Source organism: Sphingobacterium mizutaii (assembly GCF_900187125.1).
Lineage (GTDB): Bacteria > Bacteroidota > Bacteroidia > Sphingobacteriales > Sphingobacteriaceae > Sphingobacterium > Sphingobacterium mizutaii.
Genome location: NZ_LT906468.1, coordinates 2,405,068 through 2,430,582 on the forward strand (window position 1 = coordinate 2,405,068; position 25,515 = coordinate 2,430,582).

The window sequence follows — 25,515 nt, forward strand, 5'->3', positions numbered from 1 at the left end:
GACCTTCCCTCTAATTGTATGAAAATTTACCAGCCAGTATTCTGAACCATATCTGGTGTTTGAATCAATTGATTATCTGGAATAGGGAACAGATAATGTTTAGCAAGGAATGGCTTTCCAGCAGCTTTCATCGCAGCCTCAGCTTGTTTGGTCCTAACCAGATCAAACCAACGATCATGCTCCATTGCCAACTCTAAACGGCGTTCCTTCCAGATCGCTTGACGAATGGCCACTTGACCTGAAGCTGTGGAATTAGCCAGTTTAACACGAGAACGGACCGCATTCAAGGCTGTCAATGCTTCTGATGTATTGCCCAATTCATTTGCAGCTTCTGCTTTGATTAAGTAGATTTCACCTAAACGTAAGTACCTAAGGTTTTTATCTGTATCGGAAGCTCCACCATTTGCAGATGAATATGCCTTCTCGTTGTACATTTCATTCTCGGTATTACCGATTTCTAAACCATCATACATGGTCTCATTTCGGAAAATAATGGTAGCATCACGGCGGATATCATCATTCTCCGCATTGAAAGCATCCAATAAGTTTTGAGAAGGCGTATTGAATCCCCAACCAATTGCAGCAGATCCACCACGTGGACCTTGAGTTTGCGAGTATTGTTGGATACCATGTGCAATCGAAGAACCTCTTGCTTGAACTTCAAACAAAGATTCAGATCCGTTTTCACCAGCCAATCTCCAGATCTTAGCGAAATCTGGCTCTAATGAATATTCCCCAGAACCAATTACAGCTTGTGCCATATCAAAGGCTTGTTGCCATTTCCCTTGGTATAGATACACTTTGGCCAATAATCCTTGAGCAGCACCTTTTGTAGCTCTACCCAAATCCTTAGCGGCATATTTAGACTTATCAGGAAGGTTGTTGATCGCAAATTGAAGATCTTCCTCAATGTAGGCATATACCTCAGCCTGAGGTGCCCTTACAATCAGGTCTTTTTCCTGGATAGGGACATCACCCCAGCCACGAACCAACCAGAAGTAATTCAATGCTCTCAAGAATCTCGCTTCACCGATATACCTGTTTTTCAAGGTTTCATCAGTCAGGCCATATTCTTCAGTATATTGAATAGAATTGGTCGCTCTACCGATAGACTTGTACCATTGTTCCCATAAAGCTGAAAATGAACCAGCTGTAGCAGTATAAGTTAGATTGTCTAAAATATCTTTGTCACTACCTGTATCGGTAGGAGAAGAACCTTTATCCGAATTATCCGAAATGATCTCTGTGATCCCCATAAAGGAGAACCCATAATTCCAGTCCGTAAACATTCCATAGATACCATTCACTAGTACTTCGGGCGAGTAATTTTCGTTACTATCTTCAGCTTCAATTACTTCCTTGGATGGCACGTCTAAAAAATCCTTGGAACAGCCAGTCATCAAAAGACCTGCAGCTGCCAATAATGCTATATTTAAATTTCTAAATTTCATGTTGTCGTCATTAATTAATTAGAACTGAACATTGATACCAAACAAGAAGTTTCTTGTAGTAGGGTATGCCGATAACTCAATACCTGAAGTCAACGCAGGGTTACCATCACTAGCGATCTCCGGTGAGAAACCTGTGTATTTGGTAAACATAAATGGATTCTGCGCTGTGAAATATAATCTCATGTTTGATGTAGAGTTATATAACTTCTTAAAGGTATATCCCAATGTAATGTTGTTGATCCTGAAATAATTACCTGATTCTAAGTAATAGTTGGATGCATAAGAATCTCTATCAGCACCTGGGTTGGTGTTTGATTTGTTGTCTGCAGTCCAACGGTTGTTGAAAGTATCTTCCGTGATATTTTCACCACCATTGATCCTAGTTCCTTTCAAAGCATTGTAGATTTTATTACCTGCAACACCATATCCAGAAAGAGAGAAATCAATCGCTTTGTAGTTAATACCTAGGTTCACTCCATAAGTAGAAGTTGGCATATACGAGCCAAAGAATACTTTATCTCTGTTGTCAATTACGCCATCATCATTTTGATCTTTGTAACGTAGGTGTCCAGGACGAGGAGTACCATATTTTGGATTATTAGCAATTTCATCAGCATTTTGCCAAACACCTTCGGTCTCCCACATCCACCAGCCGTACAGTGGCTGACCAGATTTGATCTGTTTAGTGATCTGACCATTCGCCAAACTACCACCGATAGCACCATCATAAGCTGCCTTTACATCGGTCAACTCATTATGGTTGTATGAATAGTTCACGCCGATGTTGTAATTAAAGTCTTCCGAAACTGAATTTGCCCAGTTCAAGATCACCTCAATACCTTTGTTTCTAACCTTACCACCATGATCGTAGAAGTTATTAGCAAAAGGGGAGTTCAAGATTGGCTGAACGTTCATCAATACGTTTGTGTTCAATTTATTATAGAAATCTACCGATCCTGATAGTTTTCTGTTGAACATTTCAAAATCTAAACCAATACCAGTTTCTTGAGTTTTTTCCCAAGTCAATGGCAATGCAGGGCTACCAAATGCTGCTCCTAAAACTAAGTCTTGACCAGGTCCGAATACATAGTTATAGTTTGAACTACCTTCAGCAGTCAATAATTGAGAAACGTTCAATGGAATATCTTGGTTTCCTAATACACCCCAGTTAGCTCTCAATTTCAAGAAGTTCAATACGGTATTGTCTTTCATGAAATCTTCATTGGAGATGGTCCAACCTAAACCAAATGAAGGGAATGTAGCATAATAGTCACCTGTATTTCTAAATACACTAGATCCATCACGTCTGATCGTCGCTGTAGCGTAGTATTTGCTGTTATAATTGTATTGAACACGTCCGAAATAAGAAGCTAAGGCTCTTGGCGTATAATAAGTTTGGTTCAATACTTTGGTATAATCTGCTGAAGCCATGTCAATGTTCCAATATTGCTCCAATACAGGTAGGTCGTACCCGGTTCCCGAAAGCATGTTTGAAATATTTGATTTCTCTCTTGAGAAACCAGCAACCGCATTAATTTGATGTCCATTGAAGTTTTTGTCAAATGTCAAGAAGGTTTCCCATTGCCATCTGAAGTCTTCATTCTTTTTATACATCAAGCTGTTGTTTGCATATTGGGTCACATTTGGATTGTCATTCTTCAATTTATTGAAATCAGCTTCTGTACGAAGTGGACTACCATTTAACCATGCATCTTTGATGTCAGTAAAGGATCTTTCATTGCTGAAGATCTTAGTTCCACCAATACGTGAATTGATTTTCAAGAAATCAAATATTTGATATTCTGCTTCGATACCACCTTGAAGGCGGGTATTGTTCAACAATTGATTCGCTCTTTGGATCGCATAAACTGGGTTACCGATCGAGTTCAAGTTACCAGTAGCTTCACCAGGTTGAGTTTGGTATCCAGCGACACCTGTAGTAGTATTGTAAATCGAAGTACCGTAACGACCATTGTCAAACATAACTGGAGCCAATGGAGTCTGACGGTAGGCATCATTAAATGCTCCGAAAGGTTTTGGCGTAGATTTATTGAATGAAAGGTTTAATGTCTGGATAAACTTAAGTTTGTTGTCCAAGAACTTATAAGTATTGTTATTTCTAATGGTATTTCTAGTGAATTTAGAACCATCGATGATACCTTGCTCCGTAAAATTATTCGCACTGAAGAAATAGTCAACAATCTCAGAACCTCCAGAAATATTAATGGAATTATTGAATACAGTACCATTTTGAAGGATTTCATCAAACCAGTCCGTATTATTGGCTTGACTGGATGCTAATAGAGTCCCTCTTCCGATTCCTTGGATATTTTCATTGTAGTATTGAATATATTGGGAAGCATCGGCCATTTTAACACGGTTCAACATGTTTTTCATGCCTGCATAACCCTCATACCCAATCTTCACTGAACCAACTCTACCTTTTTTGGTAGTCACCATGATTACCCCATTGGCAGCACGAACACCGTAAATAGAAGCTGATGACGCATCCTTCAATACGTTAATAGACTCAATATCTGCTGGGTTAATGGAGTTTAGGTTATCCGTTGGGAAACCATCCACAATATATAATGGATTTCTTCCTCCTAATGCAGTTCCTAGACCGCGGATAGTAACCTGTGGGGTAGAACCCGGAGCTTCAGAAGCTGTTACGTTCAATCCGGCTACTTTACCTTGGATAGATTGCATAGCTGACATAGCAGGTTGTTTCACAATTTCTTCAGCTTTAACAGATCCAATGGAACCTGTTAAGTCTACTTTCTTCTGTGTACCATAACCGACAACTACGACTTCTTCTAAAGCCATGTTCTCATCATCTAAGAAAACATTGATTTGATCTTTGTCGCCAACAGCGATGGTTTGCGACAGGTACCCTATAAAGGAGAATACCAATGAATCAGTAGAGCTTGCCTCTAAGCTAAAACGGCCTGCCTCATCCGTCTGAGCTCCTCCTGATTTGCCACTAATAGAAACGGAAACTCCAGGCAAAGCCATCATGCTCTGACTGTCCTTTACCGTACCTGTTACGGTTTTGTTTTGACCATATAGCCATGTAAAGCTAATTAGGAAAACAAAGGTCAGTGTAAATAACTTCCTCATATAACAAATGGTTTAATTGAGTGAATAATGTTTAGTAAGTAAAAAAGTGTTTGTTCACTTAACAAATATGTGATGTATTAGTTTGTAATTAAAATAATCCATATATACATTACTACTACATGCATTTATTACTTGCTCATTCAAATGTTAAATAAATGTTATATGTTTGATAACTAAACGTTTAAAATAATCATATTCATCACAACTTTATTAAGTTAGTGTAATATTAACACATAATTGAAATTAGTGTAATGATGTAGTGATGTAGTAGTGTAAAGTAAATATTTACCAATTTTTAGAGACATTTTTAGCAAGGCATATGCTAAAAAACCGGTAAATTTTAGCAAATGAGTGATTACTCATAAAGAAATTTAGCTAATGAAAATGAAATAAAAGGAGGGAGACCTTAGAGCTCCAAAAGGAACTCCGTAAGGTTCTTGTTGGTCGGCAAATTCAACTTCTTTCGAAGTCTGTACCTGCGGATTTCAACCCCGCGGGTACTGATGTTCAGAAGGGAAGCTATTTCCTTACTGGACATATTTAATCTCAGATACGCACAAAGTTTCAGGTCATTGGGTACCAAACCCGGATAATCAGATTTCAGCTTCTTGAAGAAGTTCTCATGGGCCTCATTAAAGCTTTTCTCAAACAGATCCCAATCGCGGTCATCACTATGTGCCTCATCGATCAGTTTATTGACCTTGCGCAATTGATCATGGCTCAATTTATTCCCGCTGGAATCATTCAGGTTGGTCAATTCATGATGGAGGTTGTTGAGCATCTCATTTTTATAGACAATGTTCATCGCTGCATTGGCTAATTCTCTATTCTTGCTTTCCAATTCTTGCTCCAACTGCAGATTCTTTAGGGAGATCAATTTTTTCTCATTGGCAGCTGCCTCACGCGCCATACGTTCTTCTTGCTCCTCCAACAATTTCTTCTTCAGCTTACGTTGATGCTCTAACAGTCGGTTTTCATACCATTTCTTCCCGAAGTATATCAATACGGCTAATGCGATGAAATAAGCCAGAATAGCTGGCCAACTCCAGTACCAGGGTGGCAATACCTTAAAAGAGACAGATGTAATCTCAGATTTTACGCCATTCGGAGTAATCGCCCTGACCTGGAAGATATAACTACCAAAGGGTAGATTCGTGAAATCTTTAAATGCAATCTCTTCCCATGATGACCAAGATTCGGTATAACCTTCCAGATAATATTGGTATTTCAATGGAGAGGAGGAATACCATGCTGATGCAAATGAGAACCTGATGTTATTTTCCTTATTAGGAATCTCAAGTTCATCATAAATTGAATATGGCTCAGATGTTGTATTCCAAATACTTGTAATCATCGGTTTTGGAATACTTTGCTGCAAAGGATACTGATTGAAATAAAGCGCAAACCCATTATCTAAACCAATAAGGGAGAGGTTCTCATTCACGTTTAATACCTGCTCATAATCGTTCATCATTCGCCCTTTCAGGGAATTCCATGAATTGGAATCAATCTTTAGCTTTCCATCACTTAAGAACTGGATCTTCGCTAGATGCGATTTCTTGATAAACCAATATTCATTATTATTGATAGGAATGATTTTATTGGATGAAGCAAAGCTTGCCAATTGGGTATTTAATTCCTCATAAGGTTTAAATGCCCTCAGGATATTATCATACAAGTAGAACCCCGAATCACTGGCAAAAACTATGTTATTGGCCAAATTAAAGATCCCATGTAGTTTGCTGTCCTTTGGCAATCCATTATTCTCCAGTTTGAATTCCAAGGCATCTTGGTAGTTGGGACTGAGCTTAAAACTGAATACATTCTGCGAATTGCTCAACCAAAAGCTTTCCGGACCAATCTGCATAATATTCCGGATTGGGTCCTTTTTATAGGAAAACTGCTTCACAAAGCTGGCTGAAGGATCACTCTCCATCAAACCTACGCCTGTATAATTTGCCTGCAACCAATATTTTGAATCTCGGATCGCTAAGAAATCCCATGCACCGGTTACGGTAGATACCTTGCGTAAGGTATTCCCCTCAACAACAAAAGTTCCATTATTATGGCCACAGATCAATTGTCCTTTAATGTTTGCCAACTTCCATACTTGCCCTTGCGAATTGGGCACAATCCTAAAATTTAAGGATTTATAATCATTGACACCTTGCCAATCGCTGACAAATAGGCCTTGGTTGGTCCCCAAGTAAATCTTATTGTCAAATATTATAGAACTGTAAACCGTCCCAATATTACCCGTCAAATCCGAATAATAATACAAAGGGCTATTGATATCGATCCGGTCAATACCATTATCCAATCCAACCCACAGGTTCGATTGCTTATCTACAGCAAGGCTTAGAACTGTGTTATTCTGCAGTCCATTGTTTTTATTGATGTGCTGAACGATTTCCCCAGACTGGTTGACTATGATTACGCCATTCTGGATTGTTCCAAAAGCATATTGGTTTCCAAAAAGCTTGACCGCATTATTGATCTGATATTTCTTTAAGAGATCCTGTGCTTCGGTTCCCCAAGGTTCCATGCTACCATCAGCATTCATCTTGAAAACCCCATTGCGATCTGTCCCAATCAATACTTCATTGGAACTATAGGGCAACATAGCTAAAATATTATACCCTAACAACTTATGTTTATCCTTTACAGCGATTAATTTACTCTCATTCCATTCATGCAGGCCGGAAGGGAGTTGCTCAAAATACATTTTCCCATTCACTTGGAAGCCAAATAAAAAAGGTTCTCCATTAGCTGTGATGGTTTTGATTTGATTGTTTTGATAAAGATAACTTTTGGAAAAAGTATGGAAGTAAATCTTTTCGCCATCAATAATGATTCGCCAGATTTCATCATTTTTTAGAGACTGCTGATCTTTGACAAGGCCAGAAAGGCTGCTGTATTCCATTTTGCCATATTGGGAGCGAGTCCAATAGCCAAATTCTCCTGCACCACCCACAAATATCCTTCCCGTAGGATCGATATTAACGCTTCTTAAGCCAGCATGGTTCTTCATCCGATACAATTCCCATTCCTGACCATCAAATTGCAGCAGACCCTCTGTATTTGCAGAATAGATCATTCCTTCTGGACTAACAGCAATACCCCAGTTTTGATTGCCCGCATGATATACTGTCTTGCTGTATTGCTTCACGAATGGCGATCCAACACGAGGGATATCCTGACCAATTGACTCGACAAAATGACCAGCAATAAATAAGAAAACAAGGAAATACTTAATCAGCTTCATATTCTTAAGACTCCAAATATAACAAAAGCTACTTATGAACATTGAAATTCTCATTGGCTACTTAAGGGAAATTCATTTAATTTGTATATGTTGAAGTTCGCAAACGCTAAAATTAACCTCGGTTTACACATTCGTAGTAAAAGGCAAGATGGATACCATGAACTGGAAACGATATTCTATCCAGTCAAGATCTATGATGTCTTGGAAATCCTCCCAGCAGAAAAGCCAGAGCTCCAAATCTGGAATTCAGAACTGCTTGCAGATGAGCAAAACCTTTGTCTACAAGCGTTCCGCTTACTGCAACAGGACCATCAAATTTCTCCCGTTAAAATCCATCTCTTAAAGAACATTCCAATAGGCGCAGGTCTTGGAGGCGGATCTTCTGACGCTAGCTCAACCTTAGAACTTTTAAACGATTACTTCAAGTTAAACTTAAGCAGAGCAACCCTTAAAGACTATGCAGCAAAACTAGGAGCAGACTGTCCGTTCTTCATTGACAATAAAGCCATGTATGCCGAAGGGATAGGAACTGACCTCAGCGAAATTCAACTTGACCTGAGTCCATATAAAATTGTGGTAGTTAAACCAGACATCCATATCTCGACAGCCGAAGCATATAGTCGAGTAAGCCCAATGATCCCAAGTGTAGACCTAAGGGAAGCGATCAAACTTCCTATCCAAGATTGGAAATATCATATTATCAATGATTTTGAAATCTCGCTTTTTGACCGGTATCCACTGATCGGAGATATTAAAGCAAAGCTTTATGAAAAAGGAGCTATCTACGCTTCAATGAGCGGTTCAGGCTCCTCAGTGTTCGGGATATTTGAAGACACAAAAAACTTAAATGAATTAAACAAATACGGTAAAGTATTTATGCCAGTTGAATTATAAAAAAACATAATCCACTGGCATAAACATATTTTTTTTCAGCATCGATAGGCAATCAAATATTGACTATTGCCCCAAGTCTAAATACTAAATACTAGATACTAAATACTACTTATTAAATTGCCTTTTTCTCACCCAAGATCCAGTTCGGTTTAGGCTCCTTAAGTTTAATGATCTTATTGCTATCAGCGTATTTTAGGATATGCATTGCGGCTTCCGTAATATCATCGGTAAAAAGCAGCAAATCTTGATCCTCAGGGCTGATAGTCTTTGCTTCAATCATCATGTCAACATGTTCTTTGATGTTTTTATGATAATCCATACCCATAATAACGATCGGAAATTGAGAAATCTTTTTCGTTTGGATAAGGGTTAGAGTTTCAAAGAATTCATCAAGGGTTCCAAAACCACCGGGCATAATGACAAAAGCAAAAGAATATTTGCGGAGCAATTCTTTTCTAACGAAGAAATAATCAATATTAACGAACTTATCCATATATGGATTATGTTTTTGCTCATGGGGCAGGACGATATTGCAACCTACCGAATTACCATCTACATCCTTAGCACCACGATTTGCAGCCTCCATAATACCTGGTCCGCCGCCGGTCATAATGGTAAAACCCTGGTCAGCTAGTTTCGCTGAAAGCTCACGTGCTTGAACATAATAGGGATGATCCTCCCCAAAACGTGCTGAACCGAAAACAGTAACACATGGCCCTACGAAATGTAAGGTCCGGAAACCTTTCATAAATTGAAATACCACTCCGATGGCATATTTCAATTCATTCCATCTTCCTCGAGCTCCTTTCAGGAAGCTAATTTCCTCACGGACAAACTTATTACTCATGTTCTAAAGGGCTATTAATTAATTCGTTTGCCTCCATCAATATAAGCTTTTGTTTATCTTTTGCTACTTGGATCTTATCTAGGATCTGTGGAGACTTAACCAGGTCCTTGACCAAAATACATTGAAATTTCAGCAACATCGCTTTATCTTGCTCTGAGATGTTGGTCAAACAGGTCACTGGATATTCTGCATTGCTATCTACTCTTTTTTTCAGACTACTGCCTCTAGGGTAATCCCAAGACAGTAAATTAACTTTATAATAATTTCCAAAAGCAATAGAATCTGAGGTAAGATAGGCGTTGGTCACCAACCATCCATCTGTAAATTCATGGTTTTGATTAAAAAAATGATAGGAAATTCCTGTGATATCCTCTTTTCTTGATTTGAAGTACATCGGAGTAGTTACCGATATTTTTGCATCTGCATCATTTCTGAACTTACACTCAATCGCCAACATTTCATTCCCTTTTAATGCCACCACATCGATCTCATGGCTTACCGCATGACCTTGTACGGTCTGTCCGGTCACGGCCTCATAGCCATCCTCCTGAAATAATCGCGCAATCCACTTCTCAAAATAAAACCCTTCAGGGCCTAATTCGCGGATAGCACGCTTCAGGCTATAGCGGGCAGCGTAGGAGTTTTTCTTGCCTCGCAGCGCATTAAAAGCCATTTCATATAATTCTTTGGTCGGGATTCCATCGTATACTGAACCTTTAATAGATTCATAGACCATATTGACTTCTTGATCATTAGCTCCAGATCGGGATAAGGAGCGACGTAATGCTGTTTCATCAAAAGGCACCAGCTCACCTGAATATTTTTTTACGCGCATGTTTTTCTTTTCTGCTTGAATTTACAAATATTAATGGCTGAAACACAAAATTTATACCTAACTGGAAACATTTTAATTTTTCAATCGTTATATTGTAAAGGAATAAATTTCGAAAATTATGAGCGGTATTTTAAATTTTGCAATAGACAAAGTAAAAACTAGACTAGAAGAATCCTGCGAATATGGCAATGTAGGAACATCAGAACGTATATTATCAGTAATTGCTGGTGGTTTTATTATCGGCATGGGTGCAAGGAAACTTTTCAAGAACCCTATAACGGCGTTTTCTGGAATTACCCTAGGCGGTGCTTTGGTCCTGAGAGGTGTCACCGGAAGTTGCCCTATTAAAGAAGCTATCGAAGAAAAGAAACCCGAAGCAACAGTTATTGAACATAGATATTTTGTGAAATAAATTTCACAATTATTTTTACGATCGGTTTCATTTAATAATGAAACCGATTTTTTTTAATCCATTTTTATGAAAAAAATAGTCGTATTTACAGGTGCTGGAATATCAGTAGAGAGTGGTTTACCTACATTTAGAGGGTCAGATGGACTTTGGGAAGGACATCGCGTCGAAGATGTAGCAACACCGGAGGCTTGGGAAAAAGACCCTGAATTGGTTCAAAACTTCTATAATAAAAGGAGAGCAGATTGTATAGCTGCTGAACCAAACCACGCCCATAAAAAACTCGCTGAATTGGAGAAAGATTATGATATCACTATTATCACCCAAAATATCGATGATTTACATGAACGTGCTGGTAGTAGCAAAATACTGCATCTACATGGACAAATCAGAAAAGCCCAATCTTCCTTAAACCCGAATTTAATCTATGATATTGATGGAGCTGACATCAAAGATGGGGATCTGTGCGAACTAGGTTCTCAGCTTCGGCCACATGTGGTATGGTTTGGAGAGGCTGTCCCAAATATGGTTGAAGCTTATAAAGTCGCTAGGCAAGCAGATGTCTTCGTGACCATAGGAACTTCCTTACAAGTATACCCGGCAGCAAACCTCTTATATGAAACCAAACCTGACTGTAAGCTCATCCTGATCGATCCAAATGCTGAACAATATCGCGTACCACCAGTCGTAATTAAAATTGCAGAAAAAGCCAGCGTAGGAGTGGAATATTTGGCAAAATATCTCACAAAATAAAATTTTGTACACATATATAACTACACTATATATCAATACATTATATAATTTTATTTCAATAATTAGTTATTATTAAACTAAAAGTTCATCACAAAAAAAACCTGTAAAGCCAAATATTATTTGGATTACAGGTTTTTCATTTTTTAAATAGTAAATAATCAGATATTTACAGTATTTATGTAAACTCTTTATTGATATTTGTTGTAAGTTTCAATGATAGCTGATCTCATTTGTACAAATAGGTCTAAAACCTTCTTCATAAACTCTTCATCGAGCATTTCAAAAACTCCATTAACTCCACCTACAACATCAACCTCAGCTATTTTATAAGACTGCTCCAATGTCCCTTGTTCAAACTTGATGATAAACTTTTGGTTCATCCCGAAGATGCTGATCTTACAATCAGGATGTGGCAACTCAGCTAGTACTCGCATATCTATTCTAGTATATTATGAAATAAAAAAAGTTCTGGCCTATATAAGCCAGAACTTCAAAAATATAAATTATTACTATTCTAAACGACTCCTTGGGCTTTCATTGCTTCTGCAACTTTAATAAAGCCTCCAATATTGGCACCTCTTAAGTAATTGACATAACCAGTCTGTTCCTTTCCGAAACGAACACAGGTCTTATGGATATTCTCCATGATCAATTTCAAACGATGGTCTACTTTCTCGGGTGACCATTGTTGGCCAATTGCATTTTGTGACATTTCCAATCCTGAAACCGCAACACCACCAGCATTCGCTGCTTTACCAGGTCCAAAGTGGATCTTAGCTTGATGGTATACCCGGATGGCCTCAGCTGTTGAAGGCATATTGGCACCCTCAGCAACGATCGTACAGCCATTTTTAACTAATTTCTTGGCATCAGCCTCATTTATTTCATTCTGTGTCGCGCATGGTAATGCTATATCACATTTAAATTGCCAAGGATTTTCCTTTGCATGGTATGTTGCTGATGGATATTTTTTGCTAAACTTAGCCAACTCACGGCCTAGGGTAGCTACATAAGTCAATTTCTCTAATGTAAATCCTTCTTTATCATAGATTGTCCCCTGGCTATTTGATAAAGTGATCACTTTGGCGCCTAGTTGGATTGCTTTTTCTGCAGCATAATAAGCTACATTACCAGCTCCGGAAATACTGATCGTTTTTCCTTCAATGCTTTCGTTGTTGTAATCCAATACGCATTGCACAAAGTAGAGTAGTCCATAACCCGTAGCTTCTGGACGTATATAAGAACCTCCCCATTGTGTACCTTTTCCAGTTAATACTCCAGAGAAGTTGTTCTGTAATCTTTTGTATTGTCCAAATAAATAACCGATTTCTCTCGTTCCTACACCGATATCTCCAGCTGGAACATCTGTTTCTGAACCGATATGTCTTTGCAATTCCGTCATGAAACTTTGGCAAAATCGCATGATCTCATTGTCCGACTTACCTTTAGGATCAAAATCTGAACCTCCTTTACCACCACCAATAGGCAGGCCTGTCAAGCTGTTTTTGAAAACCTGCTCGAAAGCCAAGAACTTCAAGATGCTCAAATTTACATCTGGAGCAAATCTCAATCCGCCCTTGTATGGACCGATGGCAGAATTCATCTGAACACGATAACCGCGATTTACTTGAATCTGATTCTTATCGTCCAGCCAAGCAACTCGAAAGGAAACAACACGTTCCGGCTCGACCATACGCTCCAGGATCTTGAGATCAACAAAATCTTGTCTGTTTTCACTGATATATGGAATTAAATCTTCCACTACTTCGGTAACGGCTTGTAGAAATTCAGGTTCATTCGGATTGCGCTGATCTACTTGTTTAATGAAATTCTTAAAATTAAGGGACATTTATTATAAAATAATTATTTGATTCATCGCAATATTACCAAAAATTCTAGAAAAATGCCAATATTTTATGTTTTTAATCAACGCATTTAATTCCTTAATTTTATTTCATGAAAGAATTAAACGGATTTGACCATCACTTGGTTTCAAACGGATACCACCGAATTAACCTATTAAACCAAGCCAGTCCATTACTACAATTAAAATCTTTGAGCAAGGAACTTGATACCCCAATTTTCATTAAAAGGGACGATCTAACCGAGCTCGGAACCGGTGGAAATAAACTTAGGAAGTTAGAATATCTCTTGGCTGAAGCAAAGAACCAGCAAGCAAATCGGGTAATCACGATTGGCGCTAGACAATCCAACCATGCCAGATTAACAGCTATTGCTGGAAAAACGCAGGGCTTTGAAGTTGATTTAGTACTGAAAAACTCGGTACCCTTGGATACTGAGAGCTACCAACTGAATGGGAACTTGGTTTTAGACAATATTGTTGACGCAAACATCCATGAAATCCCCAATGATGGAACTGCCAATGCCTTTATCAGCAATCTGACCAAACACTATGAAACCGAAGGGGAGAAGGTCTACTTCATTCCTGTAGGCGGGTCTAATATTGTGGGGGGATTAGGTTATGCTAGAGCTACCTTTGAGATCGAAGCCCAAGCAGCAGCATTAGGGGTAAATTTTCAGCACATTGCCTTGGCTAGTGGTTCTGGCGGTACGCATGGCGGAGTTATCGCAGGCTATGAAATCCAAAACAAGAAAGTATTTATCCAAGCCTATAATGTACAACCAGACCGAGAACCAATCTTGACAGAAACCAAACTGATTACGGAAGGGATTCTTGATATTTTCAATTTAGAAGAAGAAAAATCAAAAATCGAATACCGTTTGTGCAATGATTATGTGGGGGAAGCCTATGGGATACCTAACGAACAAACGCTTGCTACCATTAAGCATCTCGCTAAAACAGAAGGAGTTTTCTTAGATCCAGTTTATACAGGCAAGGCCTTTACAGGATTGGTCAATGATATTAAACTTGGAAAATACCCTAAAGGAGAACCCATATTATTTATCCATACTGGCGGTACAGCAGGCTTATTCGCCTATAGCAATTGGTTTTAAATTTCTATCTTTAGGCAATCAACCACAATAACTTTAATAAAATCCTATGCAAAGAAAAGACTTCATTAAATCTCTGGGAATCTTAGCGGCCACAAGTTTATCATCGAATGTAATTGGCAATACCTTCAAGGTCAATAGCAATTCACTCAAAATAAAAAAAGGACTAGGTTTTTGGATGATCAAAGAAGAACTCTCTTTACTCGATAAATTTAAACTGGTCAAAGACCTTGGCTTTGATGGTATTGAATTCAACAGCCCATTGGATTTACCTCTGAAAGACCTATTAGAAGCTCGAGATAAAACAGGGGTAGAAATCCCAAGCACGGTCAATAAAGACCATTGGGGCAAACCTATTTCCGATCCTGATCCTGCCATCAGACAGTTTACCATCGATTCCATGTCAAGATCATTGGAACAGACCAAAGAATTAGGCGGAGATACGGTTTTGCTAGTACCAGGAGTAGTTAGCGATACGGTATCTTATAAAACTGCTTATGATAACGCTTTGGATTCGATCCGTAAAATGATTCCCCATGCCGAAAAAACGGGGGTAAAAATTGCCTTGGAAAATGTTTGGAACAATTTTATCCTTAGCCCAATTGAAGCAAAAGACTTTTTAGATAAAATAGATCACCCCTTAGTTGGCTGGTACTTTGACTTGGGGAATATACTACGTTATGGCTGGCCTGACCATTGGCTTGAAGTTTTAGGCGATAAAGTATTCAAGCTCCACGTTAAAGAATACAGTAAGAAGATCATGAATGAACAAGGGCTAGGGAAGGGCTTCAATGTGGAACTCACCCAGGGAGACGTTAATTGGTCACAAGTCATGAAAACCATTAAAAACATCAACTATAAAGGTCAATACATGACCTTGGAAGTGAATGGAGGTGATAGAACTGTTTTGAAAAAGTTATCAGAACAGTTAGATACCATCATTAAATCCTAAATGGGATTTAAAATCCGGAATGGGAATAATTAGTTAATAATGATTACTATGGCTTCATTTGCCCAGCTCGCATGTTGGAAAAAGCTTTGGAGTTTCACAAAGTACTCTTCCAAATAATCAAAGCTGTTCTGTTCATCCCAAATATCTGGATAGACCGATTGGTCTTTCATCTCTTGGGGATTAAATCTTAATTTCAGGTCTTCAATTCCGATGGCTTTGATCTTTTCGTTCAAGCTCTTTACTTCTTCAGGGAGTAAGTATCGAGCAGGACCATAGCCTAAATCTTGATTTTCATCTATAGATGCCGATCCTAAGATGACTTGGCTCATTTTATTCTCGACCGCATCCTCAAAGGAAGATCCTGTCAATAAAAATATTATTCCATCCCAAGCTTTATCAATATCCAAGGATGGAGCTTGTGTAACTTCATTGGAAAAGAAATCTTGCTCCAACTTATGACTATCTTCGAGATAAGACTCCAATTTTTCCATAGTTACCCGTCTGAGGGTGCAATACATTCCCATAATTAAAATTTATAATTAAATATAAGGAAATTTAAAGAATCTTGAGCAAACAACTCTTTTCTTCAAATTCAAAAATTAGCCAATTTTGATAGTTTCATTTGAGACATATTCGAGACACATTCGAGAATCATTCGGAAATGATTTCAAGCCGTTCGAATTCGCCCGAACATGCCTCGAATAAGGTCAAAAGGAATCCCGAATATATTCTAGTGTTAAAAATAAAAAACCTAGCAGAATTTTCATCGACTAGGTTTTGTTTTCCTCTGGAAAGGAAAATTGATATTTTTAAGAAAGTGAAATCAAACCACGAAAACCACGAGCGGCATAATAGGATTCTGCGCCGTTATGATAAGTGAACACACGACCAAATCGATAGTCACCAAAAATTGCACCTCCTTTTTCCCTAATTTCAGATGGGGTCTCCAACCAACTGGAAGTTTTAGCATCAAAATGCCCCAAGGATTGCAAAGCAGCGTATTCCTCTTCATTCAACATCTTAACCCCCATAAATTTGGCCAAATTGACGGCAGAATCTTTGGGCTTATGTTCCTTCCTCGACTCTAATGCCTCTTCATCATAACATAAGCTTCGCCTGCCTTTCGGACTCTCGGCAGCACAATCGATAAAGATAATTTCTTCATTGTCGTAAATAGATACTACATCAGGTTCGCCATCTGATTCTTCCATTTCATTGATGCTCCATAATTTTTCAGCTGAAGCCTCTAATTTTGGCTTTACATCTTCCCAGTCAATATTGGGATGCCTATGCATATTCTTGTCAAATCGCTTTTTAAGGATCTCGAGAAGTTCTTCGGCACGCTTGGGTTCTAAGTTTTTTGGTTTCATTTTTTTAGTCGTATAAACAAATCTAATGCTTAAAACAGAAAGTTGGAGATGAATGTTTTATTATTTTGAACCAGGATGGGGTTCGGGAGCATTTGAACCAGGATGGGATGGGAGGATGAACCAAGATCAATTTACCAACAGAAAGGTATCCAATTTTCGTAGGGGCGAATTGAATTCGCCCGCAACATGTATTTGAACCAGGATGTTCGGGATGGGAGGATGGACCAAGATCGCACCGACGGTCGAGCGGAGTCGAGACCCGGCACAGGATTATTGAACGAGGTTTGTTTTTATCAATTCCGAGGGCGTATTGCATATATCCGTTGTATATATTAAAAAAGAATGTCAGCCTTCTGGCTGAATTAATCCCATTAATTCCTGCAAAATTTATTAGAAATAGTTTCCTTATCTTACGATTGCGGAATGACAAATTCCATCAAAAAAATACAACAATAGATTCTTCGCTGTGCTCTGAATCCCTCTTTGAGAAACTTCCAATTCTGAACGATCAGTGAAGAATCTGTACGAAAATGGCTTCCAACGTTCTGTCATCATCCATCGAAGATGGATGACCTGTACGTCAATGCAATCATTGTTTGTATACTTCCGAAAAAATCGTGCCTCAGTTTGACACCGGAAAGAAAGATATTTTTACGTTAAGTTGCCCTATAAGAGCTGTATCATTATATTAAAGTATTTGGTGTCATCCTGAGAAGTAAAAATTTGAGTTAAATTTATCGGAAGCTGATGACAGCAAAGTGGAAAGTAAAAAATGTTCTTTTAATTTTAGAGATATAACCCCTTTTGGGGTTCCATTATTTTAGCAGACATGGCACGTTAGCCTGGAAGTCGCGCAAAAACGATGTTCAATTAATCGAACATCGTTTTTGCATTACACCTTTATAGTTTACCATCCACGCTAAAATAATTCATCCCCGCTGGGGATTTATGGCGGATAAAAAATATTCTTCGGGGGAGGAAATATAGCTCTAAATACCTAGAAACACAGATTTAATAAACGTGTCATCGTAGGAACGAAACATCCCGGAGAAATGCAAACCTCCAAAATTAAATGTATCACTTACTGAACCCCCAGAGGGGGTGGAATCTTTGTAGAGCAATAATGGATAATAAAGGATAACCCCTAGCGGGGGTGAAATATTTTTCAATAATTCCCGTTCATGTGGTCAAATAAAATAAAAAATAGTTTGCTCATCTTACGATTCGCAATGACCCCATTCCCTTAAAAAAATAAAAAATAGATTCTTCGCTGCTCTCTGAGAAACTTCCAATTCTGAACGATCAGTGAAGAATCTGTACGTAAATGGCTCCCAACGTTCTGTCATCATCCATCTTCGATGGATGACCTGTACGCTAGGAAGGACCATGATCATTCCTCTACTTCCTCAAATAATCATATGCGGCTTTTGAAACTTCTGCAATGATCTTAGCACTATTAGGTTCTGTTTCTTTAGAATCGGTAACATAGACTGAAATATAAAACACCTTGCCATTTGGCAATTCTATCACACCTATATCATTTACAGCAGCAATGATACCAGTTGTTTTGTTGATTCCGGAATAGCCGGTTTTGTGGGCTACCACTGTGCCTTGAGTTAATAAGCCTTTTAATCTATCCTTACCGGTGCTGGTGGAGCGCATGGTATCCCATAGAAATTTATGGGAACTGTCTGATAACAGTTTCTTCGTGTTGGAATAATAATCAAATAAGATTCTATTGGCTTGAGATACCTTCGTCCAATTCTGGAATTGTATATCCCAATTAGCTTGTTGTTCTTCCTCCGTGGTTTTGATCGATTGCTCTGAATATCCCTTTTCTTCAAAATATTTTTGTACCTGCTCAGTACCACCAAGCAATCCAAACATAATATCACAACCTACATTATCACTTTCCGCTACGGTATACCTTATAATTTCACTTAATGGTAGGGTAGTGCCATTAGGATATTTATCCTTGATGGGACTGTATAAATCAGTGCTTACCGTCTCTTTACTGATTTCAACTGGCTGGCCTAAGGTTAACTTCCCTTTATCAACCTGATCCAGGACGGCAATGGCTAGGTGAAATTTATAAGTACTCTGCATAGGATAGGGATAGTCCCCATTTATGATCAGGCTATCGGTAAAAGTATCGTTGTGAATAGCAATCCCAACTTTAGCTTTATTATTAGCCAATACTTGATCTATCTGGGGCTTTAAACCTTGCAAATTTTGGGAGAAAACAGAAAAGGAAATAAGACTGGAAACAAGGGTTAAAGAGTACGTTTTGAAGTTCATGGAATATGATTTTTAGGGTATAAATTTTAAACGGAACTGGATATTATTTATTGTTTATCAAAAGACTGGAAATAAATAAAATTTTAGTCAAACGATTGAAACCTTATTTAAAGCAGAATTAGCGCAATTATACAAAATCTCACAGCAATGAGATTAAAAAATAAATGTATTTTAGTCAGTACTGAATCAATCCTTTATTATGAAAAAAACACTAATTACACTTTCAGCAGCATTATTAATCAATGCGGTCAGTTGTGCCCAGAGCGCCCACGATCTGCATCAGGTCTATTCGGATTTAGCGGTATTCGAAGATGGCCTGGCTACCCAACTCAAAAAGGGAGTAAACAAGAAACAAATCGCAGCAATTGAAAACGAAGACATCCGTGATTTAGCACAGGAATTACTAGCTGGCAAAAAGGTGGATCCTTATAAATATGCCAGCTATTCTGCTCTATTGTCTCCTAAAACATTGGGACAGGAATTGAGTATTGGCGATGGATATAGTAAATATGAAAATATAACAGGGGTCTATCTACCAGTTGGCAAGCATGTTATTATTGCTGACGGAATTGATGAAGGCAAGGAAATCAAATTACTGGTTCCCAATTGGATGCGTAAAGCCCCTAACCCTGAAGAACCTACCAAAGACCCTAAAGGATGGGGAATCGAGAAAAAGGAATTTAAATTGAGAAATGGGGTCAATATTATTGAGTTAAAGGATTTTGGCAGCTTGGCATACGTCAGCTACTTCTCTGATAAACCAAAGGAAGAAAAGCCAATAAACATACATTTTCTTTCAGGCCAGGTAAATGGGTACTTTGATATACAAAAGCATTCAGATCAAGATTGGAACGCGTTCCTTGACCAAGCAGTCTTTCCTATTATGGATGCCAAAGGCAAGCATATTCAAACAGCATATCCAGTAGAGGATTTAAAGAAATATGCTTATGGAAAAGGGAAGGAGTTGATCAGCAATTACGATTCCTTAGTCTATAGACAGCATCGCCTAATGGGCTTGATCAAGTACAACAAAGTTCCTGACAATAAGATATTGGCGCGGGTAAACTATAATTACTATATGTTCCGCGATGGTGATGGTGTTGCCTATATGGGCGACAAACAGGGTTATGCCATGAAAATGGTATTAGATCCTAGTTCAGTGATCAACGGGGATCCTTGTTGGGGATTCAGCCATGAAGTTGGTCATGTGCATCAGACTTCGCCGATGTTGAGCTGGGGCGGATTAGGAGAGGTCAGCAATAACATCTATTCGCTATATGTGATGAGATCCTTTGGAAATAAGTCTAGAATCTTGGCACAGAATAATTTCAATTTGGCCAAAGAATCGATTATTGACAAGAAAATTTCCTATTTACAAGATCCCGATGTTTTCAATAGGTTGGTTCCTTTTTGGCAGTTGCAATTATATTTTGAAGGGGAAGGGATGAATCCAGATTTCTATCCTGATCTATTTGAGACGTTGAGAAAACAGAATGTGAACAATAGCCCATCTAGACAAAAGATCCGTGAAAAATGGGGAAGAGAAGCTACTGTTGTAGAACGTAATCCAGCTGTTCATCAATTAAATTTTGTAAAAACAGCCTGTGAGGTATCCAAAACAGATCTAACAGATTTCTTTGACCAATATGGATTCTTCTATGTAGGAGACATGAAGTATGATGATTACGGGAATTATGAGTACAAAATGACCCAACAAATGGTGGATGAATGTAAAAACGCCATAAAGGCCATGAATTTGGCAAAACCAAAGCTTGATATTACCACATTGGCGGATAAGATTTAATCACTGACTATAAATAGATAAAGTGGGTTTATTAGCATAAACCTGCTTTGTTTTTTTATAGCACTTATCTATCCTTTTGGCATGACCTTGTAGGTAGGATCTTCTTCGATATCGACTTCGATAAATCCTTTAGCATTATCCAGTAAGCGAACACAATCTGGACTTAAAAGTCGGAGTGTTACCCTCTTATTTAAATCCTGGTACTTTTGGATCAGTTTCTTTAAGGTCTCAATGGCCGACATATCCACAACCCTTGACTCCTGGAAGTCAATAATGATATGGTTTGGATCATCAGACAGGTCAAATTTATCCATAAAATTACTGGTAGATCCAAAGAAAAGAGGACCATATATTTCATAGATCTTAGCCCCATTCTCTGCAATAGATTTCCTGGCCCTGATTCTCTTCGCATTGTCCCACGAAAACACCAATGCCGATATGATTACACCTACAAAAACTGCCAAAGCTAGGTTATGGAGGATTACGGTGATTGCAGCTACTAAGATACCGACCAAGACATCTGATTTTGGCATTTTAGTCAAAAGCCTTAAAAATCCCCATTGGAAGGTAGAAATGGCAACCATCATCATCACACCAACCAAAGCCGCCATGGGAATCTGTTCGATTACTTTTCCACCAACAAGGATGACAAACAAAATTCCTAATGCACCCACTATGGCAGAGATCCTTGTTCTAGCACCTGCATTGATGTTTACTAAGGTTTGAGCCACCATGGCACATCCACCCATTCCGGCGAAAAATCCATTGACCAAGTTTGCCGTTCCTTGAGCTACAGCTTCCTGGTTTGAACTTCCCTTGCTGTTGGTGATTTCATCCACCATGTTTAGGGTCAGCAAGGACTCAATCAAACCCACTGCTGCCATCACAGAAGCATAGGGAAATATGATTTTCAATGTTTCTAAGGAAAAAGGCACATTGGGAATATGAAAGGAAGGGAAGGAGCCACTGACGGATGCGATATCAATCACTTTTTTGGTATGGATATCAAAAAAATACACCAAAGCAAAGGTTACGATAATGGCAACCAATGATGCCGGAACAGCTTTGCTAAGTTTAGGAAAGCCCAAAACAATCAGGATGGTCAACAAGGTCAATCCAGCCATAATGAAAAGGGGAGAACCTGTCATCCAAGTTTCTATACCATTGCTGACAGTTTTAAACTGTTTTAATTGAGCCATAAAGATAATGATGGCCAGCCCATTTAGGAATCCATACATGACCGGCTGCGGGATTAATCGGACAAATTTCCCTAATTTAAATGCGCCCACCAGAATTTGGATCAGTCCTGCAAGAGCTACAGCAGCAAACAAATATTCAACTCCATGGGATGAAGCTAGAGCGATCAGAACGACAATCGTTGCTCCGGCACCTCCAGAGACCATTCCCGGTCTTCCACCTAAGAAGGCTGTCACTATCCCCATTAGAAAGGCCGCATAGAGCCCCGTGAGCGGGCTAAGTCCTGCCAAGATGGCAAAAGATAGCGATTCGGGAATCATGGTCATAGAAACCGTTAATCCTGCGAGAATTTCATTTTTAAGATTGATTTTTTCCTTGGAAATAAGATTGATGGCTTGAAGCTTCATGTATCATTCAATAGAATGGCAAATTTGAGGAATATTGTTGAAAAAGTTCTGCCAATAATAATATTTTGAGCGAGGTAAGATCATTCTTCTTTTACACTCCAATAAACCTCCGTTTTCCCATTGGCGTAAAAACCTTCCAAAAAAGCCTCCTTAACGATCTTTTTTACGCTTTCTGGATTTGAACAGATATAGATTTGGAAGCTATCCCAATGGCAGCTGATCAATATCTTGCGGTCATAAGTATATAGATTTTGATGAGTAGCATATTCTATATTGTCTTGGATCAGGTCATCAATCCAGACCAATTCCATGGCATCACCAAATTCAGCACCTAAACATATCCATTCATATCCCTGTTTTTTAATCGCTTTTAGAATAGAGTTGATTTGGTTTTCAGGAATGCGGCCTTCAGTTGGTGCTAGGATTTGGTTATTCTCCATTGCATTATCTAATATTTCCTCAAGGACCCAATCTTGTTTCAGCTTGACCAATCCACCGATAGAAGTCCTCAATGCAATATCTATTTGTTTAATACCTTGAAAACCTGATATCATCAATATCTCTTCCCACTTGATGGGCTTAGTATGGAGAAGTATCCTTTGTTTAATATCAATAGAAGTTCTATCATCTATTTCCCAGAAATTAGAAAGTTTCAAGGTGGAAGAGTCCAGAAGTTGTAGGAAAGGATTTAAGGAAACAAATACACAGTTGAAGACACCGCTATAGAAATCTAACAGTGGGACATCGGCAAATGGGCCAATGGTATTCCTATCCATTTTGGGTAACTTTCTCAATGATCTTTATTTAAAAAGATATTTTCAGGTATTCTTCCTTTCTAAATTATCAAAAACATTTTGAAATACTTGGTTAATTTTTCAATTGCATTCAGCCCATAAATTTTTAGATTTGGGAAAAGAAATACCTAGACATGTTTGGCATACTTAATTTTGAGCTTTTCCTTATCGCAACCCTAGTGTTTATAATTACACCTGGGATGGACACTATTTTTGTATTGAATAAATCAATAAGTCAAGGCAAGTCTGCCGGTATTTATTCTGCTATCGGCGTCAATGCAGGCATCTTGGTGCATACCATGTTTGCAGCATTGGGCTTATCCGTTCTGATTGCCCAATCTGCCTTAGCATTTTCAATCGTCAAGTATCTAGGAGCGGCCTATTTAATCTATTTAGGGATAAAATCCATCTTATCTAAAGAGAAGAACTTCAATCTAGCGCAAATTTCATCGGAGACAGAAAGTGGTTGGAAAAACTTTAAATCAGGATTGATCACCAATGTATTGAATCCTAAAGTGGCTCTATTTTTTCTTTCTTTTTTCCCTCAGTTTGTCCAAAAAGAAGCTGTAGGTTCTTCTATTCCTTTTATTGTCCTAGGATTTACTTATGCCATATTAGGACTGATTTATTATTGCATATTGGCACTTTCCATGAACCTGTTCTCCGCTAAGATCAAGGAAAACAATAAGATCAAGGGATTTATGGATAAATTTTCAGGAATGGTATTTATTTTGATGGGAATTAAAGTAGCATTTTCAAAACTTAAATAATTCAGCATTATGCCTTGGGATCCGGAAGTATACAATCGCTATAAAGACATTCGATATAAACCATTCTATGATTTGCTAAATTTAGTAGAAGATCTTGGTGCTATGGAATGTATTGATTTAGGCTGTGGAACTGGTGAACAGACTGCAACTCTTGCTCATCGATTTAAGGAAGCCAAAATCTTGGGTATAGATAGTTCAGCAGAAATGCTCGAAAAGTCAAAGGCTTTTGAAAATAGCCGACTTTCCTTTCGGATGGAGTCCATTGAGGACAACCTGGAGGACCAAACAAGTTGGGACTTGATTTTCAGCAATGCCGCATTGCAGTGGTTGGATAAGCATGAGGTTCTATTCCCTAAAATCATTGCTAAGTTAAAAACTGGGGGCCAGTTGGCCATCCAAATGCCTGTTCAGAATGAAAACGCATTAAACCAGATCCTAATCAAACTGGTACAGGAAGAGCCTTTTGCTAGCCATCTGAACCATTTTATCCGAAAATCACCCGTACTTTCCATGGATCAATATGCCAAGATCCTGTTTGAAAATCAGATAAAGGATATTGAAATCTATCAAAAGGTATACCCACAGATTGCTGAAAATGTAGATGAATTATATGATTTTATTTCAGGTTCGGCAATGATTCCCTATTTAGAAATTTTGAAGGGAGAAGTCAAGGATGATTTTATTCAAGAATTCAAGAAAAGAATAGGGGAAGAGTACAGTAGGTTTCCTGCAATTTACGCCTTTAAGCGTTTATTGATTTATGGAAGAAGAGGTTAGGATTGTAGGTTTCTTTTTTCGAAATCTTGCAACCATTGTATCCGCCAAATCCCTCCTTCTAAAGCCGTATTGTGGTTGCCCATGCGGTTTATTCTATACCTTGGAATAAGGATTTTCAGTCTGTTCTTGTTATAGGCATATGATATCGAATTCATCACATTCGGTTTATCCAGCTTGTAAGCAATTTGTCTAAGCTTGAGGCTGTGGCCATATTTTATCCTTCGAATTTCTCTCCAAACTTTCATTAGAAAATCTGTTCCTGAAATTACCATTGGGATTAAAAAATCCAAGTGTTGGCCAAGGAAGTATTCTTCAAGTTGGATTTGGAGCATATCAAAATAAGGATTTCGTATTGGATCTTGCTGAAGAGTAGGATTAGTTTTTTAATATTCTAATAATTTTACCGACATCATTAATAAAAAAACATTACAAATTAGTTTGGTTTGCTTTTCTAACAATGGTAAGAGTACTTTACCTAAAGAATAAGAAAATTAAATTCAAGAACAATTTAAATGAAAGAATAGTTAATATAGATTTAACAATAATGATAATTTATTTATCATTAATATAATTACATTTGTGTACTACAATCTTCAAAT

21 protein-coding genes are annotated in these 25,515 nt (G+C 38.2%); 8 read left to right on the top strand and 13 right to left on the bottom strand.

Going from position 1 to position 25,515, the window contains the following annotated elements; translation table 11 throughout:
• Positions 1-26: 26 nt before the first annotated feature.
• The 3 genes from CKW03_RS10385 to CKW03_RS10395 form a co-directional block, all read right to left on the bottom strand.
• Positions 27-1,451 carry a RagB/SusD family nutrient uptake outer membrane protein gene (locus CKW03_RS10385; protein WP_093096463.1) on the bottom strand — a complete coding sequence of 475 codons (1,425 nt, stop codon included), beginning with the start codon at positions 1,449-1,451 and terminating at the stop codon, positions 27-29.
• Between the two features lie 18 nt (positions 1,452-1,469).
• A complete protein-coding gene (locus CKW03_RS10390; protein ID WP_093096464.1) occupies positions 1,470-4,571 on the bottom strand; it encodes a SusC/RagA family TonB-linked outer membrane protein in 3,102 nt (1,033 codons plus the stop codon).
• Positions 4,572-4,977: 406 nt separating this feature from the next.
• Complete coding sequence (locus CKW03_RS10395; protein ID WP_093096466.1) at positions 4,978-7,836, bottom strand: triple tyrosine motif-containing protein; 2,859 nt, start codon at positions 7,834-7,836, stop codon at positions 4,978-4,980.
• Positions 7,837-7,923: 87 nt separating this feature from the next.
• On the opposite strand from CKW03_RS10395, the gene ispE reads away from it, so the two are divergent.
• Positions 7,924-8,730, top strand: a complete 807-nt coding sequence (ispE, locus tag CKW03_RS10400; RefSeq protein ID WP_093096468.1) for a 4-(cytidine 5'-diphospho)-2-C-methyl-D-erythritol kinase — start codon at positions 7,924-7,926, stop codon at positions 8,728-8,730.
• A gap of 112 nt (positions 8,731-8,842) precedes the next feature.
• On the opposite strand, the gene CKW03_RS10405 is transcribed toward ispE, so the two are convergent.
• Together CKW03_RS10405 and CKW03_RS10410 are read right to left on the bottom strand one after the other, a co-directional pair.
• On the bottom strand, positions 8,843-9,577 hold the full coding sequence (locus CKW03_RS10405; protein WP_093096470.1) for an LOG family protein: 735 nt from the start codon (positions 9,575-9,577) through the stop codon (positions 8,843-8,845).
• Complete coding sequence (locus CKW03_RS10410) at positions 9,570-10,412, bottom strand: ATP cone domain-containing protein (RefSeq protein ID WP_093096471.1); 843 nt, start codon at positions 10,410-10,412, stop codon at positions 9,570-9,572. Before CKW03_RS10410 ends, CKW03_RS10405 begins: the two co-directional genes overlap by 8 nt.
• A gap of 118 nt (positions 10,413-10,530) precedes the next feature.
• On the opposite strand from CKW03_RS10410, the gene CKW03_RS10415 reads away from it, so the two are divergent.
• Together CKW03_RS10415 and CKW03_RS10420 are read left to right on the top strand one after the other, a co-directional pair.
• Positions 10,531-10,824, top strand: a complete 294-nt coding sequence (locus tag CKW03_RS10415; RefSeq protein WP_093096472.1) for a YgaP family membrane protein — start codon at positions 10,531-10,533, stop codon at positions 10,822-10,824.
• Between the two features lie 66 nt (positions 10,825-10,890).
• Complete coding sequence (locus tag CKW03_RS10420) at positions 10,891-11,574, top strand: SIR2 family NAD-dependent protein deacylase (RefSeq protein ID WP_093096475.1); 684 nt, start codon at positions 10,891-10,893, stop codon at positions 11,572-11,574.
• 188 nt (positions 11,575-11,762) lie between these two features.
• On the opposite strand, the gene CKW03_RS10425 is transcribed toward CKW03_RS10420, so the two are convergent.
• Together CKW03_RS10425 and gdhA are read right to left on the bottom strand one after the other, a co-directional pair.
• Positions 11,763-12,008 (bottom strand): hypothetical protein, encoded by a 246-nt coding sequence (locus CKW03_RS10425; protein WP_093096477.1) that lies wholly within the window; start codon positions 12,006-12,008, stop codon positions 11,763-11,765.
• Positions 12,009-12,088: 80 nt separating this feature from the next.
• The gene (gene gdhA / locus CKW03_RS10430) at positions 12,089-13,423 is read right to left on the bottom strand and encodes an NADP-specific glutamate dehydrogenase (RefSeq protein WP_093096480.1); all 1,335 of its coding nucleotides are present in this window, start codon (positions 13,421-13,423) and stop codon (positions 12,089-12,091) included.
• A gap of 107 nt (positions 13,424-13,530) precedes the next feature.
• On the opposite strand from gdhA, the gene CKW03_RS10435 reads away from it, so the two are divergent.
• Together CKW03_RS10435 and CKW03_RS10440 are read left to right on the top strand one after the other, a co-directional pair.
• Positions 13,531-14,550: a D-cysteine desulfhydrase family protein gene (locus CKW03_RS10435; protein ID WP_093096481.1), complete on the top strand. Its 1,020-nt coding sequence runs from the start codon at positions 13,531-13,533 to the stop codon at positions 14,548-14,550.
• 46 nt (positions 14,551-14,596) lie between these two features.
• On the top strand, positions 14,597-15,499 hold the full coding sequence (locus CKW03_RS10440; protein ID WP_093096484.1) for a sugar phosphate isomerase/epimerase family protein: 903 nt from the start codon (positions 14,597-14,599) through the stop codon (positions 15,497-15,499).
• Positions 15,500-15,528: 29 nt separating this feature from the next.
• On the opposite strand, the gene CKW03_RS10445 is transcribed toward CKW03_RS10440, so the two are convergent.
• From CKW03_RS10445 to bla, 3 genes are all read right to left on the bottom strand, one after another.
• Positions 15,529-16,023, bottom strand: a complete 495-nt coding sequence (locus CKW03_RS10445; protein ID WP_093096487.1) for a YfbM family protein — start codon at positions 16,021-16,023, stop codon at positions 15,529-15,531.
• Positions 16,024-16,308: 285 nt separating this feature from the next.
• On the bottom strand, positions 16,309-16,869 hold the full coding sequence (locus CKW03_RS10450) for a DUF4256 domain-containing protein (RefSeq protein WP_093096490.1): 561 nt from the start codon (positions 16,867-16,869) through the stop codon (positions 16,309-16,311).
• 1,398 nt (positions 16,870-18,267) lie between these two features.
• A complete protein-coding gene (gene bla, locus CKW03_RS10455; protein ID WP_093096492.1) occupies positions 18,268-19,167 on the bottom strand; it encodes a class A beta-lactamase, subclass A2 in 900 nt (299 codons plus the stop codon).
• 199 nt (positions 19,168-19,366) lie between these two features.
• Here bla and CKW03_RS10460 point away from each other — a divergent pair, with 199 nt between their 5' ends.
• Positions 19,367-20,971 (top strand): M60 family metallopeptidase, encoded by a 1,605-nt coding sequence (locus CKW03_RS10460; protein ID WP_093096495.1) that lies wholly within the window; start codon positions 19,367-19,369, stop codon positions 20,969-20,971.
• Between the two features lie 68 nt (positions 20,972-21,039).
• On the opposite strand, the gene CKW03_RS10465 is transcribed toward CKW03_RS10460, so the two are convergent.
• Together CKW03_RS10465 and CKW03_RS10470 are read right to left on the bottom strand one after the other, a co-directional pair.
• Positions 21,040-22,575, bottom strand: coding sequence for a SulP family inorganic anion transporter (locus tag CKW03_RS10465; RefSeq protein WP_093096498.1), 1,536 nt, complete (start codon positions 22,573-22,575; stop codon positions 21,040-21,042).
• An 80-nt stretch (positions 22,576-22,655) separates the two neighbouring features.
• Positions 22,656-23,369 (bottom strand): DUF2711 family protein, encoded by a 714-nt coding sequence (locus tag CKW03_RS10470; protein WP_139185443.1) that lies wholly within the window; start codon positions 23,367-23,369, stop codon positions 22,656-22,658.
• A gap of 134 nt (positions 23,370-23,503) precedes the next feature.
• Between CKW03_RS10470 and CKW03_RS10475 the strand changes: the two genes are divergently transcribed.
• On the top strand, positions 23,504-24,139 hold the full coding sequence (locus tag CKW03_RS10475) for a LysE family translocator (RefSeq protein WP_093096501.1): 636 nt from the start codon (positions 23,504-23,506) through the stop codon (positions 24,137-24,139).
• A gap of 9 nt (positions 24,140-24,148) precedes the next feature.
• Positions 24,149-24,916 (top strand): methyltransferase domain-containing protein, encoded by a 768-nt coding sequence (locus CKW03_RS10480; protein WP_093096503.1) that lies wholly within the window; start codon positions 24,149-24,151, stop codon positions 24,914-24,916.
• On the opposite strand, the gene CKW03_RS10485 is transcribed toward CKW03_RS10480, so the two are convergent.
• The gene (locus tag CKW03_RS10485; protein ID WP_093096505.1) at positions 24,913-25,248 is read right to left on the bottom strand and encodes an MGMT family protein; all 336 of its coding nucleotides are present in this window, start codon (positions 25,246-25,248) and stop codon (positions 24,913-24,915) included. The genes CKW03_RS10480 and CKW03_RS10485 overlap by 4 nt on opposite strands.
• Between the last annotated feature and the right edge of the window lie 267 nt (positions 25,249-25,515).